The 15,348-nt window shown below is 70.4% G+C and carries 17 protein-coding genes; 7 read left to right on the top strand and 10 right to left on the bottom strand.

Annotated features, from left to right (window positions below; genetic code table 11):
• The first annotated feature begins 40 nt into the window (after positions 1–40).
• Positions 41–1,276 carry an LmeA family phospholipid-binding protein gene (locus OO68_RS30405; RefSeq protein ID WP_033312358.1) on the top strand — a complete coding sequence of 412 codons (1,236 nt, stop codon included), beginning with the start codon at positions 41–43 and terminating at the stop codon, positions 1,274–1,276.
• Positions 1,277–1,418: 142 nt separating this feature from the next.
• On the top strand, positions 1,419–2,453 hold the full coding sequence (locus tag OO68_RS30400; protein ID WP_033312357.1) for a glycoside hydrolase family 5 protein: 1,035 nt from the start codon (positions 1,419–1,421) through the stop codon (positions 2,451–2,453).
• A 67-nt stretch (positions 2,454–2,520) separates the two neighbouring features.
• On the opposite strand, the gene OO68_RS30395 is transcribed toward OO68_RS30400, so the two are convergent.
• The 4 genes from OO68_RS30395 to OO68_RS30380 form a co-directional block, all read right to left on the bottom strand.
• Positions 2,521–4,584, bottom strand: coding sequence for a pectinesterase family protein (locus tag OO68_RS30395; protein ID WP_033312356.1), 2,064 nt, complete (start codon positions 4,582–4,584; stop codon positions 2,521–2,523).
• Positions 4,585–4,662: 78 nt separating this feature from the next.
• On the bottom strand, positions 4,663–5,511 hold the full coding sequence (locus OO68_RS30390; protein ID WP_033312355.1) for a hypothetical protein: 849 nt from the start codon (positions 5,509–5,511) through the stop codon (positions 4,663–4,665).
• 124 nt (positions 5,512–5,635) lie between these two features.
• Positions 5,636–5,899, bottom strand: a complete 264-nt coding sequence (locus OO68_RS30385; RefSeq protein ID WP_033312426.1) for a hypothetical protein — start codon at positions 5,897–5,899, stop codon at positions 5,636–5,638.
• Positions 5,896–6,114: a hypothetical protein gene (locus OO68_RS30380; protein WP_033312354.1), complete on the bottom strand. Its 219-nt coding sequence runs from the start codon at positions 6,112–6,114 to the stop codon at positions 5,896–5,898. The genes OO68_RS30385 and OO68_RS30380 overlap by 4 nt, the downstream gene beginning before the upstream one ends.
• Positions 6,115–6,250: 136 nt before the next feature.
• Here OO68_RS30380 and OO68_RS30375 point away from each other — a divergent pair, with 136 nt between their 5' ends.
• The gene (locus OO68_RS30375) at positions 6,251–7,066 is read left to right on the top strand and encodes a helix-turn-helix domain-containing protein (RefSeq protein ID WP_245237219.1); all 816 of its coding nucleotides are present in this window, start codon (positions 6,251–6,253) and stop codon (positions 7,064–7,066) included.
• A complete protein-coding gene (locus OO68_RS30370; RefSeq protein WP_033312353.1) occupies positions 7,063–7,260 on the top strand; it encodes a DUF397 domain-containing protein in 198 nt (65 codons plus the stop codon). Before OO68_RS30375 ends, OO68_RS30370 begins: the two co-directional genes overlap by 4 nt.
• Here the strand turns inward: OO68_RS30370 and OO68_RS30365 are convergent.
• The 6 genes from OO68_RS30365 to OO68_RS30345 all read right to left on the bottom strand — a co-directional run bounded on the left by OO68_RS30365 (position 7,250) and on the right by OO68_RS30345 (position 12,819).
• Positions 7,250–8,728 carry a sensor histidine kinase gene (locus OO68_RS30365; RefSeq protein WP_033312352.1) on the bottom strand — a complete coding sequence of 493 codons (1,479 nt, stop codon included), beginning with the start codon at positions 8,726–8,728 and terminating at the stop codon, positions 7,250–7,252. The two genes, OO68_RS30370 and OO68_RS30365, sit on opposite strands and share 11 nt — an antisense overlap.
• Positions 8,725–9,462: a response regulator transcription factor gene (locus tag OO68_RS30360; RefSeq protein WP_033312351.1), complete on the bottom strand. Its 738-nt coding sequence runs from the start codon at positions 9,460–9,462 to the stop codon at positions 8,725–8,727. The genes OO68_RS30365 and OO68_RS30360 overlap by 4 nt, the downstream gene beginning before the upstream one ends.
• A gap of 86 nt (positions 9,463–9,548) precedes the next feature.
• On the bottom strand, positions 9,549–9,725 hold the full coding sequence (locus OO68_RS46965) for a hypothetical protein (protein ID WP_167345927.1): 177 nt from the start codon (positions 9,723–9,725) through the stop codon (positions 9,549–9,551).
• A 31-nt stretch (positions 9,726–9,756) separates the two neighbouring features.
• On the bottom strand, positions 9,757–10,779 hold the full coding sequence (locus OO68_RS30355) for a S1C family serine protease (RefSeq protein WP_033312350.1): 1,023 nt from the start codon (positions 10,777–10,779) through the stop codon (positions 9,757–9,759).
• Positions 10,780–10,889: 110 nt separating this feature from the next.
• Positions 10,890–11,912 (bottom strand): LacI family DNA-binding transcriptional regulator, encoded by a 1,023-nt coding sequence (locus OO68_RS30350; protein WP_078625532.1) that lies wholly within the window; start codon positions 11,910–11,912, stop codon positions 10,890–10,892.
• A gap of 127 nt (positions 11,913–12,039) precedes the next feature.
• Positions 12,040–12,819 (bottom strand): response regulator transcription factor, encoded by a 780-nt coding sequence (locus OO68_RS30345; RefSeq protein WP_033312348.1) that lies wholly within the window; start codon positions 12,817–12,819, stop codon positions 12,040–12,042.
• A gap of 172 nt (positions 12,820–12,991) precedes the next feature.
• Between OO68_RS30345 and OO68_RS30340 the strand changes: the two genes are divergently transcribed.
• From OO68_RS30340 to OO68_RS30330, 3 genes are read left to right on the top strand one after another with little or no spacing between them, the layout of a single operon-like run.
• Positions 12,992–13,843: an alpha/beta hydrolase gene (locus OO68_RS30340; RefSeq protein ID WP_209442633.1), complete on the top strand. Its 852-nt coding sequence runs from the start codon at positions 12,992–12,994 to the stop codon at positions 13,841–13,843.
• A gap of 38 nt (positions 13,844–13,881) precedes the next feature.
• On the top strand, positions 13,882–14,136 hold the full coding sequence (locus OO68_RS30335; RefSeq protein ID WP_031143391.1) for a MoaD/ThiS family protein: 255 nt from the start codon (positions 13,882–13,884) through the stop codon (positions 14,134–14,136).
• 2 nt (positions 14,137–14,138) lie between these two features.
• Entirely contained in the window at positions 14,139–15,221 is a 1,083-nt protein-coding gene (locus OO68_RS30330; RefSeq protein WP_033312346.1) for a hypothetical protein, read from the top strand.
• Positions 15,222–15,348: the final 127 nt, after the last annotated feature.

The following is a 15,348-nucleotide window of genomic DNA, read 5'->3' as shown; positions in this document are numbered from 1 at the left end:
GAGTTGCGGGACGGGGCGGTGCGCATGGTCGGATGAGACGATGCGCACCCCCCACCGCATGGACACGCATCATCCCGACGACCGCTCCGAGCAGCCCCGCAACCCCTACGAGGAACTCGGCGCACTCGACGACGGGCCTCTGGAGGCGACCCCTCTGGAGGACTTTCTCGGCGATGACGCCGAGCAGCGGCACGAGCCGGAGCCGGAGTGGTCGCCGCCCGACCACCGCCGCGGCGGCCGACGTCGAAAGAATCGTTTCGCCGGGCTGCCGCTCGCCGTGAAGGCGGTGGTCGGCCTGGTCGTCCTCGCCTCGTTCGCCGCCCTCGGCGACCGCTGGGCCGTGCTGTACGCCGAGCACCGGGCCGCGGACACCCTCAAGGACCGCCTGGACCTGGCCGCCGCGCCCGAGGTGGAGATCGGCGGCTTCCCCTTCCTCACCCAGCTCGCCGACAAGCGGCTGGAGTCGGTGAAGGTGACCGTCCCGGACGTCGCGGCCGACCGGGTCTCGCTGGCCAAGGTGTCGGCCACGGCCCACGACGTGACGCTCAACGCCGACGGCCTGACCTCCGTGCGCGGCGCCGACGTCCCGCGCTTCGACGGGGACGTCATGCTGTCCTTCGCGGACCTCAACCGCGAACTCGGCGCGTCCCAGGTGACGTTCAGCGGTGAGGGCCGGGACCGGGTGCGGGCGCGCGGCACCCTGCCGGTCGCCGGGCACAACCTGAAGCTGCGGGCCGAGGCCCGGATCCAGCGGCAGGGGGAGCGGGGCATCGCCACGGAGATCGGCGGCATGCGCCTGGACATCGGGAACCTGGCCACCTACCGCCCCGGCAAGCGCGCCTCGGAAGGCCTGCACCTGACGCCCGAGGCCTCCGCCGGCCTGGCCCGGGAGACCCGCAAGGCCAAGGCGCTGCTGTCGGTCCCGGCCATCGTGCAGCGCATGGGCGTGCCCGAGGCGACCGTGGACCAGGCTCTGGCCGACGACGGCAAGCTCGCCGAGCTGACCGGCTCCCCGCGCTTCGCCCGCCAGGCCCAGCGCCTGAACCTCATCGACCTCGCCCTGGACAACCCCGAGGTGCTCAGGCGCCTGGGACTCGACCCCGACCTCCTCGGCGAGCTCTCGGGCCTGACCCGCCCGGTCCTGGCCGACCGGCTGGCCCTGGCGTTCGAACTGCCGAAGCCGGAGCAGGGGGACGTGAAGCTGGAGGACGTACGGGTGGAGGAGGACGGCATCCGGGTGCGGCTGTCGGGCTCGGGGCTGACGGTGGGCGGCTGAGGAACGGCCCGGCCGGGAGCCCTGGGTGAAACTTTGTGTGCTGATGTGTTGACCTCTGTTCGAGTCTCCTTCTAGTTTCGTGCTCCACTGGGCGGTCCGTCTGTGGGCTGCTCACCTTCGCACATGCTCAGAAGGGGATGTCGTGTCTCACAAGACCCATCGCGGAACAGCGTGCGTGGGGGCGCTGCTGGCCTGCGTCACGGCATTCGGTGGAGCGCTCGCCTCCCCCGCCGCCGCCTCTCCCGCCCACCGCCCCGCCACTCCGCCGCCCGTCAGCGACTTCAAGGGCGTCAACTGGGCCGACCCGCGCGACAACTACGCCGACGACGCGGTCGTGCCCTCGGGCCTGTCCACCTCCGACAGCTACGCCACCACCTACGCCAAGTCCAAGGCGATCATCGGCGGGTTCTCCAAGCTCGGCGCCAACACCGTCCGCCTCCCGGTCAACCCGACCTCGGTCAACGGCCCGTTCTGGAAGTCGTACCGGGGCGCGATCGACGCCGCCACCGCCAAGGGCTTCAAGGTCATCCTGGGGTACTGGGAGGCCGACAACGCCAAGGACGGCAAGATCGACGACCAGGCGTCCTGGGACCGGATGTGGGCGCGGATCACCTCCGCCTACGCCGGCAACTCCAAGGTGTACTTCGAGCCGATGAACGAACCGTTCGGCTACACCGCGCAGGAGTGGACGGACATCGCGGCGAAGTGGGTGAGCACGCACCGCTTCATACCCCGCGACCGCATCCTGATCGGCGGCTACAAGTACAGCGAGGACGTCAAGCCGGTCTGCGCCGACCCGCGCCTGAAGGGCACGCGCCTGGCCCTGCACAACTACGGCTTCTGGCACACCGACTGGACCAGCGTCGACCAGTGGAAGGCCGACTTCAAGAGCCGCATCGGCGACTGCGCCTCCCGCACGATCCTCGACGAGTTCGGCGCCTCGATGACCACCGGCCTGGACTACAACGGCCCGGTGGGCACCTCCAACGAGATCGCCTACATCCAGGCCGCGACCGACACCATCCGGGAACTGGGCCTCGGCTCAGTCTACTGGCCGGGCCTGCGCAACGGTGACACCTACTCCCTCACCACGCTCCAGGGCACGGGCACGAACCTCAGCCTGACGGTGAACAACCAGAGCGGCCTGGACCGGCTGCACTACGCCTGGAAGCGGTAAGCACCCCTCAGGTGGTGGCCCTTCCGGGTCCGGCGCCGCTCGTCAGCCGGACCCGGAAGGGAGCCGTTCAGGACGCCGAAGGCGTCCAGCCCGCGAGCCAGTCCGCGACTTCCTGGTTCGCGGCCTGCGCGTCGCTCAGGTGGGGGCGGTCGGTGCTCGCCGACCCCGCACCCGCGCCGGAGTTCTTGTACTCGGCGAACCGGTCGTCCTTCCAGGAGAACCCGCTCATGTCGGTCCACGGGGTGGACTTGATCGCGTTGCTCAGGTTGGTGTTGCGGACGGTGGTCTGCGGATCGAGGGACGCGTCCCCGCCCGCATGCCAGGGCCGGCCGAGGTGGAAGCTCCCGGCCGAGACGTCGCCGTTCACGGTGGAGTTGGCGATCAGGATGCCCTTGCGGTTCGCCGCGGTGCTCGGTGCGGTGATGTACCCGGCCGAGGTGCCGTTCCAGCGCTTCTTCAGCGTGATGACGGACTTGTCGACCACGGCCGTGGCCCGGCCGAAGATGAAGTCGACGTTGCCGATCACGTAGGAGTTGCTGACGTAGACCCGGCCGAGGCGGTCCTTCGAGGCGGTGTCGAGCAGCAGCGTGTCCTGGTCCCCGCTGACGATGATCCCGTCCAGCAACACCTTGTCGGCGGCGGTCCGCAGGGCGACGGCCTGCTGGTCCTTGATGTTCTGGTTGGCCTTCTCGTCGAAGTCGTTGGAGATGGTCAGGTTGCGCGCCTGGAAGTCGTCGGCCTCGACGGCGACGGTCGCGCTGCCGCCGGTGCCGTACGTCCCGCCGCCGGGCTTCGGCGTGCCCGAGGCGTTGTTGTAGACGATCGTCGTGTCCTTGCGGCTGCCACCGGTCCCCTGGATGGTGACGTGCGGTTTGTTGGCGGCCACCTTCACCAGTTCCCGGTACGTCCCCGGCTTCACGGCGATCACGACGCGCGCGGGGTTGTTCGCCGGTACGGCGTTCACGGCGGCCTGCACGGTGCGGTACTGGCCGCTGCCGTCCTGGGCGACGGTGAGGGTGGTGGCGGCCGCGGCCTTGGTGGCGGCGGCGGTCGTCCCGATGGAGGCGCGGGGACCGGCACCGGCCTTGAGGACCGCCGGGAGGTCGGCGGCCTTGTCCAGGGTGTAGGGGTAGTACGACTTCGGGTCGAAGGCGGTCCCGCCGCTCTCGTTGCGACCGCTGGTGCCGGAGAAGGAGTTGCCGCGCTGGACGACGGCGGCCCCGCTGTCCTTGATGACGGGGTTCTTGACGCCCCGGAAGAGGGAGTTCTCCAGCACCATCCTCGTACCGCCGCGCGAGTAGTTCCCGTACGCGGACGTGATGGCGGTGCCCGGGGCGTCCTCCAGGAAGTTGTTGTAGAGGTGCGCGTGGGCGGCGTTGTCGGTGGACGGGTTGCGCTGCTCGGTCTCGCGGATCCAGTTGTGGTGGATCGTGATGTCGGTCTTGACGTTCTCGGTCCAGCCGATGCCGAAGGTCTTGTTGTTGTCGCTCAGCTTGTTCCAGGAGACGGTGACGTTCGTCGAGTCCTTGCGGACGTCGATGAGCCCGTCGGCCATGTGCCGCAGATCGTTGTGGTCGATCCACACGTGATGGGCGCCGTCCAGCTGGATCGCGTCGAAGTCGTGGTCCTTGTCGTTCCAGATCCCCTGGTACGCGTCCCGGATGGTCAGGTTCCGGATGATCACGTTGTGCACGCCCTGGCCGAGGAAGAACCCGCCGCCGACGATGTGCCCGGCGGTCCCCTGCCCCACGATGGTCTTGTCGGACTTGACCTTGATCTCTTTGCCGACGGGGTTCATCGTGATGGTGCCGGCGACGACGATGACGTAGGGCTCGGCCGCGGTCGCGTACTTCTCCAGATCGGCGAGCGTCTTGACGGTGACGGTCTTCCCGCCCCGCCCGCCGTACGTCCCGTTCTGCCCGAGGGAGTTGACGGAGGCGAAACCGTCGGCGGTGTCGGCCGCCCAGGCGGGTGCGGCGGCGGAGGCCTCCTGGACACTGCTGCCGAGGACACCGAGGTCGGCGCCGTAGGTGAAGGTGCCGGCGGCGGCCAGGGCCAGGGGGACCCCGACCGCCAGGGCGGTGCGGCTTCTGCGGCGACGGTGCTGGGCCTTGCTGCGCGGCTCACTCATACGGCGATCCGTTCCGTGTGGGGGAATGACCGCTGATCAGTCGCCGCCCCACACGGAAAGGTTGCCGCTCCAGGCGCCCTACTGGATGCAGGACTTGGGGTCGAGCTTCTCCTCGATCTTGTCCTCACGGCCGTCGGGCTGACCGCTGGGCAGGAGCTTGTCGGAGATGCCGTCGATGTAGTACCCGTGCGAGTAGATCGTCTCGTACCCGCGGTCACGCCAACTGTGCACGGTCCGCTCCCCGTCGCCCTTGTCCCACTGGTAGTCCTCGACGTGGAAGACGGGGTTCACGCGCACCACGCGCTGGTACGGCGTCCAGGTCACGGCGACCTGCCGGCACGGCGGAATCGTCTTCTCGCTCCGGGTCTCGAACCGGGACTCCTTCTCCCAGCCCCACTCGTAGCCGGCGCTGCCTCCCACGGTTCCGCTGAAGATGCTCTTGGCGAGGGAGAGACTGATCTCGCCGCCGACGCTCTTCTTCGCGAACGTCTTGGTGCTGTAGCTGCTGACGAAGGTCTCCTTGTCGTCGGCGGACCCCTTGTTCCCGATCCAGCGGGATGTGCGGACGGTCTCGCCCTTGACCGACCAGGTCGAGGCCTCGGCGTACCCGCACCAGCCGCGGAACAGCTCCCACGGCCCGGCCGGCTTCCACAGCCCGAAGACGTCCCGCAGGTACTCGTCCCGGGTCTTGAACTCACCGGTGTCGACGTTCAGGGCGCCGTACACGCCCGTGAGGCTCGTCTCCTGGCTACAGAGCCGCTCGATCATCCGGTCGGTGTCCCCGGGGTCGACACCCCGGATGTTCGTCGCCCCGGCGGGGCCGGCCGAGGCGGTCCCCGCGCCGGCCAGCAGACCGGTCACGGCGAGGGCGGCGGAGGCGGCAACGGCGCCGATTTTCCTGACAGTTGACGTGCGAATGAGACGCATGTGGGGGGCTCACTCCTGCTTGTCGTTCTGTGACGGCGATGAAGATGTCAGAACAGCGGCAGGAGTGTGCGCTACTGATGGGTATGACAGGACATCGACAGGTGCGCGGGGTGTATGTCCTGCCTTATCGGGTGCCGGCGCCGCGACCGACAGCGATCCGCAGCACGTCGCCCAGGGACTCCACGGCCCGCGCCAACGCGCAACGCACAGCGTGCTCACCGGCCTTGGGGTCGTGCAGTACGGCTCTGGCACCGGCGAGCACGGCCTCGGCGGACGCGAGCTGAGCGGCCTCGACGTCGTCGGCGAGTCGGGAGAGGGGGCTGTCGGGGTCGTCGGTGGAGAGGTAACAGGGTTTGCCGTCGGCCCCGGTCCAGGGGAGCAGCCTCATGCGTAGACCTCCAGGGCGCGGAGGTAGGGCCGGACGAGAGGGGTGTCGAGTTCCAGCGGCTCCGGCTGGAGGGGGCGCAGGAGCATCGGCGGGGGCAACGGCCGCGGCAGGGCGGGCTCGACGGCTCGATGCCGCCCTCGGGCGGGCAGCAGGAGCCGTACGCGGGTGAGGAGCAGTGACTCGCAGAGCTCGGCGGCGCGCAGGCGCAGGCGCATGGGTGTCCCTTCCGGGAGGCAGGCAGGGGTTTGACGAGCGGTGATTACCGTTCGTGCCTTCATCGTTACGGCTCGCACGTACGCTGCGGAAGAGGCCAGGTGTTGCCTGGCGCTCCAGGCAACGGTGAGGGGTGACGTGAGCGAAGTGGTTGACGGAGGACGGGCCGTGCTGGGGCGGACGCTGAGGTTTCTGCGGGAGAAGGAGGGCAAGTCGCTCGGGCAGTTGGCCGAGGACACCGGCTACGACAAGAGCTACTTGAGCCGCCTGGAGTCGGGCGAGCGACTGTCCAAGCTGGCGGTCATGGAGGACCTGGACAGCTATTACGGGTGCGGTGACCTGCTGGTTCACCACTGGAAGATCGCCCGGTACGACGCCTTCAAGGACAAGTACAAGAGGTACATGGCGCTGGAGGCGACGGCGCGTCTCCTGCGGGTGTACACACCGAACGTGCCTGGACTGCTGCAGACGGAGGAGTTCGCCCGGGAGGTGTTGTCTGGCCCTCAGACAACACCTGGCAGCACTGAGGAAGTCGAGGAACAGGTGGCCGCGCGCATGGGGCGGCAGCTTCTGTTGAGCAAGGACCCGGCACCCCATGCGCGCTTCGTCATCGACGAGTCGGCGTTGCGCCGCCCCTCGGCCAGCGCGGAGACGTGGAAGGGCCAGCTGTTGCGCATCGAAGCAGTCGCGCAGCGACCGAACGTCGTCGTCCAGGTGCTCCCCTTCTCCGCCGGGGTCCACCACCTCATGGGCAAGGGATCTCTGACCCTGCTGTGGCAGAAGGACACCAGCGCGGTGGCCTATACGGAGGGCCATAGCTTTGGCCTGTTGATGGACGATCCGGAGGAAGTCCTGGACCACTGCTTGTCCTACGATCGGTTGCGGGATCTGGCGTTGTCCCCGTCGGACTCGCTGGCGTTCATCAGGGACGTACTGGAGGAGCACGGATCATGATGCCCACCCTCGATCTCACCACTGCCGTCTGGCGCAAGTCGACCTACAGTGACGGCGGGGCCAACAACTGCCTTGAGGTCGCCGACAACTGCCCCGACGTAGTCCCGGTCCGAGACAGCAAGCTCCCGCACAGCCCGATACTCGTGTTCGGCGCGAGCCCCTGGGCGTCGTTCCTCACCCACGTCAAGAAGTAGGAGGATCCTCCGGCGGTGGAACTGCCGCCCCCGGCAGTCGTACCGTCGCCACCGTGCCTCCCCCGTCCGCCCGGGACAGCGACACCTCGCCCCCCGCCTGCTGGACCGTCCGGGCCACGATCGACAGGCCCAGGCCCGAGCCCGGCAGGGACCGCGCGCCGGGGGAGCGCCAGAAGCGGTCGAAGACGTAGGGGAGTTCGTCGGCGGGGATGCCCGGGCCGTGGTCGCGGACCGTGAGGACGCCCTCGGTCAGGCGGACTTCGATCAGGCCGCCCTCCGGGCTGAACTTCACCGCGTTGTCCAGGATGTTGACCACCGCCCGTTCCAGGGCGGAGGGTTCCGCGCGGACGAACCAGGGCTCGACGTCCGCCGTGATCGTCAGTTCCGGTCCGCGCAGCCGCGCTCGCCGCAGCGCCGACTCCACCGTGTCCTGCCAGGCCACGATCTGAGTCCGCTCCGAGTGCTGGCCGGGGTCCGGGCGGGACAGTTCCTGAAGATCGCCGATGAGCGTGGCCAGTTCCGTCATCTGTGCCTTCACCGACGCGAGCAGCGCCTTGCGGTCCGCCTCGGGGATGGGGCGGCCCGTTTCCTCGCTGCGGGTGAGGAGTTCGATGTTGGTGCGGAGGGAGGTGAGCGGAGTGCGGAGTTCATGGCCGGCGTCCGCGATCAGTTGCTGCTGGAGGTCACGGGAGCTGGCCAGGGCCGAGGTCATGGAGTTGAAGGAGTGGGACAGGCGGGCGATCTCGTCCTCGCTGTCGTCCTCCACGGGGATGCGGATGTTCAGATCCTCCGTGCGGGCCACGTGCTCGACGGCCTCGGTCAGCTTGTCGACGGGGCGCAGCCCGGCCCGGGCCACGGCCAGGCCGGCGGCTCCGGCGCCGAGCACTCCCACGCCGGAGACCAGCACGAGGATCAGCGCCAGTTCGTTGAGCGTGGACTGGGTTCCCTTGAGCGGCAGGGCGATGACGAGGGAGTAGTCCGCGGCCACCCCCTGCGTCAGGGGTCCGTCCTTGATGACGACCGCGGTGGTCAGGACGCGCAGCTTGTTGCCCTCGTTGTCGGTGCCGTCACGGATATGGCCCTGGTTCGGGTCGGGATCCTTGGCCACCGCCTTGTCATCGCCGCTGACCTGCACTTGTGCCGTGGAGCTCGGGAAAAGGCACACGTTGCCGTCGACCTCGACCAACTGCCCATAGCTCTTGGGCCGCGACCCCATGCCCAGCTCGTCGGTAGGCGTCTGACGGCAGTCTTGCGTGAGGCGCTGGAAGTCGTCCGAACGCAGCGGCCCGACCGACGACCTCAGGTCGTTGTCGATCTCGTCGTACAACTTCCCCTGCACGATGAACCAGCAGGTCACCGACACCGCCGCCACCGCGAACGCCACCGCCGCCGCCACCAGCAGGGCCAGTCGGGAGCGGATCGGCAGGGAGCGGAAACGCCGTACGGCCCTGCGCGTCCGGGAACTCACTCCGCGCCGCCCTGCCGCAGCACGTAACCGACGCCCCGGACCGTGTGGACCAGGCGCGGCTCCCCGCCCGCCTCGGTCTTGCGCCGCAGGTACATCACGTACACGTCGAGGGAGTTCGACGACGGCTCGAAGTCGAAGCCCCAGACGGCCTTGAGGATCTGCTCACGGGTGAGGACCTGGCGCGGGTGCGCCATGAACATCTCCAGGAGCGTGAACTCCGTCCGGGTCAGCTCCACTTGCCGACCGCCCCGCGTGACCTCACGCGTGGACAGGTCCATGCGCAGGTCGGCGAAGGTGAGCGCGTCCTCGTCGGCCGCGGCGGCCGCGCCCACGGCCGTCGCGTAGGTGCTGCGGCGCAGCAGCGCGCGGATGCGGGCGAAGAGTTCGTCGAGTTCGAACGGCTTGACCAGGTAGTCGTCAGCACCCGCGTCGAGGCCGGTGACCCGGTCGCCGACCGTGTCGCGGGCCGTGAGCATCAGGATCGGCGTGGTGTCGCCGGTGGCGCGGATGCGGCGCGCGGCTGTCAGACCGTCCATGCGCGGCATCTGGATGTCGAGGACGACCAGGTCGGGCCGGTAGGCCGCCGCCTTCTCCAGGGCATCCGCGCCGTCGACGGCGACCTCGGTCCCGTACCCCTCGAACGCGAGGCTGCGCTGGAGTGCTTCGCGTACGGCCGGTTCGTCGTCGACGATCAGGATGCGCTGCGGGTCGCGGTCGCCGTCTGCGGGGCTCATGGGTCGGGGTCCTCGGGTGTGAAGGGGGACGGGGGTGCTCTGACGGTCTCAGCGTCGCACGTCGGCGGGTGGTGCCGGGAGGAGCGTCAGCCCCGTACCGCGCGGCGCCGGGCCGGCGCGGCCCGGCCGCCGCGCCGGGGTGCCTTGGCCGGCACCTCCGGTGCCCGGCCGGCGGGCGCATGCAGGGCGTACGCCACCGCCAGGGCCAGCCCGACTGCCGCCGGGTCGGCGCCCGGCTCCGTGTGGACCATCTGCTGGATCATCGCCGTACTCCTCACGGTCAGGTGCTCGGACTCAGTCGGTCGAACCCGCCCGCAGCTTCGCCAGGTCGGCCTTGACGGTGTTGATCGGGATGGCGAAGCCCAGGCCGACGCTGCCCGCGTCGGAGGACGAGGAGGCCTGGCTCGTCGGCGAGTACATCGCGGAGTTGATCCCGATGATGTTGCCGTTCATGTCGATCAGCGCGCCGCCGGAGTTGCCAGGGTTGAGGGACGCGTCGGTCTGGAGCGCCTTGTACGTCGTGGTGTCGGAGCCGGTGTCGCCGTTGAACTGGCGTCCGCCGAACTCGAACGGCCACTGGTCGCCGTCCTGCCCCTGGCCCTGCCCCCACTGCTGCTGGCCCTGGTCCTGGCCCTCCTCGGTCGGGACGGTGACGTCACGGTCGAGGGCCGAGATGATGCCGCTGGTGACGGTGCCGGACAGCCCCTCGGGGGAGCCGATCGCCACGACCTGGTCGCCGACCTGGAGCCCTGCCGAGTCGCCGAGCGTGGCCGCCTTCAGGCCGGAGGCGTTCTCCAGCCTGATCAGCGCCAGGTCCTTCTTGCTGTCGGTGCCGACGACCTTCGCGGTGTACGACTTGCCGTCGCTGGTGGTCGCCTTGATCTGCGAGGCGCCGGCGACGACGTGGTTGTTGGTGACGATCTCGCCGTTGCTCGTGATGATCACGCCGGAGCCGGTGGAGGAGCCGGCGTTGGAGTCGGCGCTGATCTCGACGATGCTCGGGCTGACCGCCTTCGCGACCCCGGCGACCGTGCCCTTCTGGCTGGAAGGCACCACGGTGGTGCTGGTGGAGCTGGAGGCGACGGTGTCGTTGCCGGTCAGTTCCTGGATGCCGTAGGCGGTGCCGCCGCCTATCGCCGCCGCGACGATCGCCACGGCGGCGATCAGGGCGAGGGGGCCACGGCCGCGCTTCTTCGGATGCGGAGCATGTGCCGGGGCGTACGCCGGCGGGGGCGGCCACTCGGGGTTCACCGGGGCCTGCTGCTGACCCTCGTAAGGGTTCTCGTACTCGCCACTGCGGTGGAAGCTCTCGGTCATGGAACAGAGCTTGTCGCCCGACCATGAGAGCTTCCTGAGTGCTTGCTGAGAAGCCCGACAGAACCTCGTATGCCCGATATAAAGACGCCCGCCGCCTGAACCGCCGGAGGCTACGCGCAACCGCAGGAGTGCCGGGTCACCAGCCGCGACGGGAACACCTTCAGCCGCTCCCGCCGGGCCCCCGCGACCCGCAGCCCGTCGTCGAGGACGAGGTCGACGGCCGCCCGGGCCATCGCCGGACGGTCGGAGGCGACCGTCGTCAGGGGCGGGTCGGTGAGCGCCGCCTCCTTGATGTCGTCGAAGCCGGCCACCGCCAGCTCGCCCGGGACGTCGATGCGCAGCTCGCGCGCCGCCCGCAGCAGGCCGATCGCCTGGTCGTCGGTGGAGCAGAAGATCGCCGGCGGGCGCTCGGGGCCGGACAGGATCTTCAGGGCGGCCTGGTAGGCGTCGTAGCGGTTGTAGAGGGCCTCGAAGAGGCGGCCCTCGGTGGAGATCCCGGCCTCGTCCATCGCGCGGCGCCAGCCCTCGACGTGGTCGGAGACCGGGTCGCCGACCGCGGGCGTCTCGGCTATGCCGCCCATACAGGCGACGTACTCGTATCCGTGCTCCAGCAGGTGCCGGACGGCGAGCTCGGCGCCGCCCAGGTCGTCCGTGGTGACGGCGACGTCGTCGATGGCCTCGGGGCGTTCGTGCAGCAGCACCACGCGGGCGTCCCAGGCCTCGATCTCGGCGGCGGCCAGGTCGTTGAGCGCGTGGCTGACGAGGATCAGGCCGGAGACCCGCATGCCCAGGAAGGCACGCAGGTAGTGGACCTCGCGCTCGCCCACGTAGTCGGTGTTGCCGACGAGCACCATCTTCCCGCGCTCGGAGGCGGCCTGCTCGACCGCGTGCGCCATCTCCCCGAAGAAGGGCTGGCGGGCGTCCGGGATGATCAGGCCTATGAGGTCCGTGCGCCGGGAGGCCATCGCCTGGGCGACCCGGTCGGGCCGGTACCCCAGTTCCTTGATCGCGGCGAGGACACGCTCGCGCGTGGCCGGGGCGACCGGCCGGGGTCCGTTGTTGATGACATAGCTGACCACGGCAGTGGAAGTCCCTGCCAGCCGCGCCACATCATCCCGAGTCACCTTGGCCACGCGCGGAGTCTACGCGGATATACCGGCCGTGGGCAGGGCGTAAAGGAGGTTCTGTACGATATCCCGACCGCCGTCCGGGGCGCCCTGTGCGGGAAGCGATGCCCAGGTCGGCGCCCCAGTACGCCTGTCACGCCCTGGCGCGGGCCTCAGCGGCGTCCAGGGCGGCTGACTCGTCCGCCTTGTCCGTCTTTGCCTTGGCCTTCGCCTCCTCGGCGACCCGCTCCATCTTCTCCGGCTTCTCCGGCGTAACGAATCGATAACCGACGTTCCGGACGGTGCCGATCAGCGACTCGTGCTCGGGGCCCAGCTTGGCGCGCAGCCGTCGTACGTGCACGTCGACCGTGCGCGTACCGCCGAAGTAGTCGTAGCCCCAGACCTCCTGGAGCAGCTGGGCCCGGGTGAAGACGCGGCCGGGGTGCTGGGCGAGGTACTTCAGGAGCTCGAACTCCTTGAAGGTGAGGTCGAGGACGCGGCCCTTGAGCTTGGCGGAGTACGTCGCCTCGTCGACCGACAGGTCGCCGTTGCGGATCTCCATGGGGGAGTCGTCGCTGACGATCTGCTGCCGTCCCATGGCGAGGCGCAGCCGCGCCTCGACCTCCGCCGGGCCGGCGGTGTCCAGCAGGACGTCGTCGATGCCCCAGTCGGCGGTGACGGCGGCGAGACCGCCCTCGGTGACGACGAGGACGAGCGGGCAGCCCGGGCCGGTGGAGCGCAGCAGCTGGCAGAGGCTGCGGACCTGCGGCAGATCACGGCGGCCGTCGACGAGGATGACGTCGGCGCCGGGGGTGTCCACGAGGGCCGGGCCCTCGGCGGGGGCCACTCGCACGTTGTGCAGGAGCAGGCCGAGGGCGGGGAGCACCTCCGTCGACGGCTGGAGGGCATTGGTCAGGAGCAGCAGAGAACTCATACGTCTGGTTCCTCCTCGGTCCCTGCGAGGACGTTTGTTGGCACAGCACCGCTCTGCGATCCCGAAGGCCCCGTACACCTGCGGTTTCCCGCTTCGTATACAACGCTTCCGAAAGCACAAAAGGACCCGGGGGCTTCGCTGCCCGAGTCCTCTGCCCAGCAGAATAGCCCACATGAGCTCTGGTCGGGCAGGTGATGTGGCGCGTTCCACCGATCGTCCGCATTCCGAGACGGGCGGGGGAAGCCGTGTGCGGATGTCGTCGCGGGCGTTTTTGCGCACGTCCGACGGCGTCGCGATCGACGCCGTGTACGAGCCGGGAGCCGCTGGGCACGACATCTCCGGGACGCCTTCCGCTCATCCCGTGTTCGTCGTCGCCCACGGGTTCACCGGCGCGGTGGACCGCCCGCACGTGCGTCGGATCGCGGCGGCGTTCGCCCGGTACGGGGGTGTGGTCACCTTCTCCTTCCGTGGGCACGGGAGGTCCGGCGGGCACTCCACGGTCGGTGACCGCGAGGTGCTCGACCTGACGGCGGCGGTGGCCTGGGCGCGGAGCCACGGGCACGCGCGGGTGGTGACCGTGGGCTTCTCCATGGGCGGCTCGGTGGTGCTCCGGCACGCGGCGCTGCACCCGCGGCAGACCGACGCGGTGGTGTCGGTCAGCTCCCCGGCCCGCTGGTACTACCGGGGCACCGCGCCCATGCGGCGGCTGCACTGGCTGGTGACCCGGCCCGAGGGGCGGGTCGTGGGCCGTTACGGATTCCGTACGCGCATCCACCACCGGGACTGGGACCCGGTGCCCCTCTCCCCGGTGGAGGCGGTGCGCAGGATCGCCCCGACCCCCCTGCTGATCGTGCACGGCGATGCCGACGGCTACTTCCCCGTCGACCATCCGCGGATGCTGGCCGCGGCCGCCGGTGACCAGGGCGAACTGTGGCTGGAGCCGGGCATGGGGCACGCCGAGCACGCGGCGGGCGACGCGTTGCTGGCCCGGATCGGGGAGTGGGGCGTCGGCCGGGCGGGCTAGCCTGACGGGGTTGACCGCCGAATTCATTGAGGAAGCAGATGCCAAAGGTCACGGTGCGCTACTGGGCCGCCGCCAAGGCCGCGGCCGGGGTGGCCGAGGAGCCGTACGAGGCGGCCACGCTCGCCGAGGCGCTCGACGGGGTGCGTGAGCGGCACCCCGGAGAGCTGGAGCGTGTCCTGCTCCGGTGCTCGTTCCTCGTGGACGGCGACCCCGTGGGCACCCGCGGACATGAGACGGTACGGCTGGCCGACGGCGGCACGGTCGAGGTGCTCCCGCCGTTCGCAGGAGGATGACGATGAACGACCAGCCGAACCGGCCCCACCAGCCGTACGACCCCTACGGACAGCAGCCGCAGGCGCCACAGGCGTGGCCCGGGCAGGGGCACCAGGGCCACCAGGGGTACGAGGACCCGCAGGCCGCTCAGCAGTACACGCAGCAGTGGCAGGGGCAGACCTGGGAGACGCAGAACCACCAGGCGGTGCCGTCCGCGCAGGCGCAGGCGCAGGCGGCTGATCCGGAGACGGCGATCCTGACCCCCCAGTCCCCGCCGCGGCGATCCGCGGCCCCGGCCGGAGCCGACTCCCCGGCTCCCGGTTACGGCCCCGCCACCGTCGGCGGGAACACCCGCGTCACCGACGCGCAGCGGGCCCGGGCGGAGGGGCGGTCCCCGATCATCGAGCCCGGCATCCAGCCGGCCGCGCTGACGGCGCTGCTCGGACTGCTGCTGGCCGGTGCGGCGGCGGTCGGGACGTACGCGCTGCTCGTGCCGCTGGTGGTGCTCCAGGCCGTCACGGCGGCGGGCTGGTTCCGGCTGAACGGCATGTGGCCGGCCCGGCAGGGCATCGCGCTGGGCTTCGCGGGCGCCCTGGCCGCGGACGCGGCACTGCTGGCCTCGGACCGCTCCCCGGCGGCCATCCTCGGCACGCTCGGTGTATGGGTGCTGCTCGCGCTGGTCCTCCAGCTGCGGTCGCACGCCGACCCCGACGAGCGGATGTACGGCCTGATGGCGACGGTCGCGACCTCGGCGCTGGCGATCGTGGCCGGCGGGTACCTCGCGGCCGCCGCGGACGCGGTGACGGTGGGCGCGGTGGCCGTGGCGGTGGCCGTCCTGGCCCGCGCGCTGCCGCTGCCGACCCCGGCTTCGGTGGTGGTGTCCCTCCTCGCCGCGGCGGGCGGGGGCATCGCGGCCGGGCAGGTCACGGACCTCGGCACCTCCGGGGCGCTCCTCGGTGCGGGCGCCGCCGCCTGCGCCCTGATCGGCCACCGGGTCGCGAGCTACGACTACCCGTCCCGCTTCGTCCACTTCACGGCGGGCGTGGCCCTGCCGCTGGCCGCCGCGGCCCCTGCGGTGTACGTCCTGGGCAGGGCGCTGGCGTAGCGCCTGCGCCGAAGCCGCAAGGGGTCCTGTCACAAATGATCAACAATCCTCCGGTTCCTCTTCTCCGGAGGGTTACTCTCGCGCCAGGGACGGCCACCCGGTCGTCAGGGACCGCCGTCTAACCGAC

Source organism: Streptomyces iakyrus (genome assembly GCF_000717055.1).
Classification (GTDB): Bacteria; Actinomycetota; Actinomycetes; order Streptomycetales; family Streptomycetaceae; genus Streptomyces; species Streptomyces iakyrus.
Note: the sequence above shows the minus strand (reverse complement) of the source record. Positions and strands in the feature narration are given on the sequence as shown.

Excerpts from the sequence above, each read along its gene's own strand:
- OO68_RS30390 (WP_033312355.1), bottom strand. The coding sequence starts at position 5,511 with ATGCGTCTCATTCGCACGTCAACTGTCAGGAAAATCGGCGCCGTTGCC.
- OO68_RS30340 (WP_209442633.1), top strand. The coding sequence starts at position 12,992 with ATGAGCTCTGGTCGGGCAGGTGATGTGGCGCGTTCCACCGATCGTCCG.
- OO68_RS30395 (WP_033312356.1), bottom strand. The coding sequence starts at position 4,584 with ATGAGTGAGCCGCGCAGCAAGGCCCAGCACCGTCGCCGCAGAAGCCGC.
- OO68_RS30405 (WP_033312358.1), top strand. The coding sequence starts at position 41 with ATGCGCACCCCCCACCGCATGGACACGCATCATCCCGACGACCGCTCC.
- OO68_RS30345 (WP_033312348.1), bottom strand. The coding sequence starts at position 12,819 with ATGAGTTCTCTGCTGCTCCTGACCAATGCCCTCCAGCCGTCGACGGAG.
- OO68_RS30380 (WP_033312354.1), bottom strand. The coding sequence starts at position 6,114 with ATGCGCCTGCGCCTGCGCGCCGCCGAGCTCTGCGAGTCACTGCTCCTC.
- OO68_RS30335 (WP_031143391.1), top strand. The coding sequence starts at position 13,882 with ATGCCAAAGGTCACGGTGCGCTACTGGGCCGCCGCCAAGGCCGCGGCC.
- OO68_RS30370 (WP_033312353.1), top strand. The coding sequence starts at position 7,063 with ATGATGCCCACCCTCGATCTCACCACTGCCGTCTGGCGCAAGTCGACC.
- OO68_RS30360 (WP_033312351.1), bottom strand. The coding sequence starts at position 9,462 with ATGAGCCCCGCAGACGGCGACCGCGACCCGCAGCGCATCCTGATCGTC.
- OO68_RS30385 (WP_033312426.1), bottom strand. The coding sequence starts at position 5,899 with ATGAGGCTGCTCCCCTGGACCGGGGCCGACGGCAAACCCTGTTACCTC.
- OO68_RS46965 (WP_167345927.1), bottom strand. The coding sequence starts at position 9,725 with ATGATCCAGCAGATGGTCCACACGGAGCCGGGCGCCGACCCGGCGGCA.
- OO68_RS30355 (WP_033312350.1), bottom strand. The coding sequence starts at position 10,779 with ATGACCGAGAGCTTCCACCGCAGTGGCGAGTACGAGAACCCTTACGAG.
- OO68_RS30330 (WP_033312346.1), top strand. The coding sequence starts at position 14,139 with ATGAACGACCAGCCGAACCGGCCCCACCAGCCGTACGACCCCTACGGA.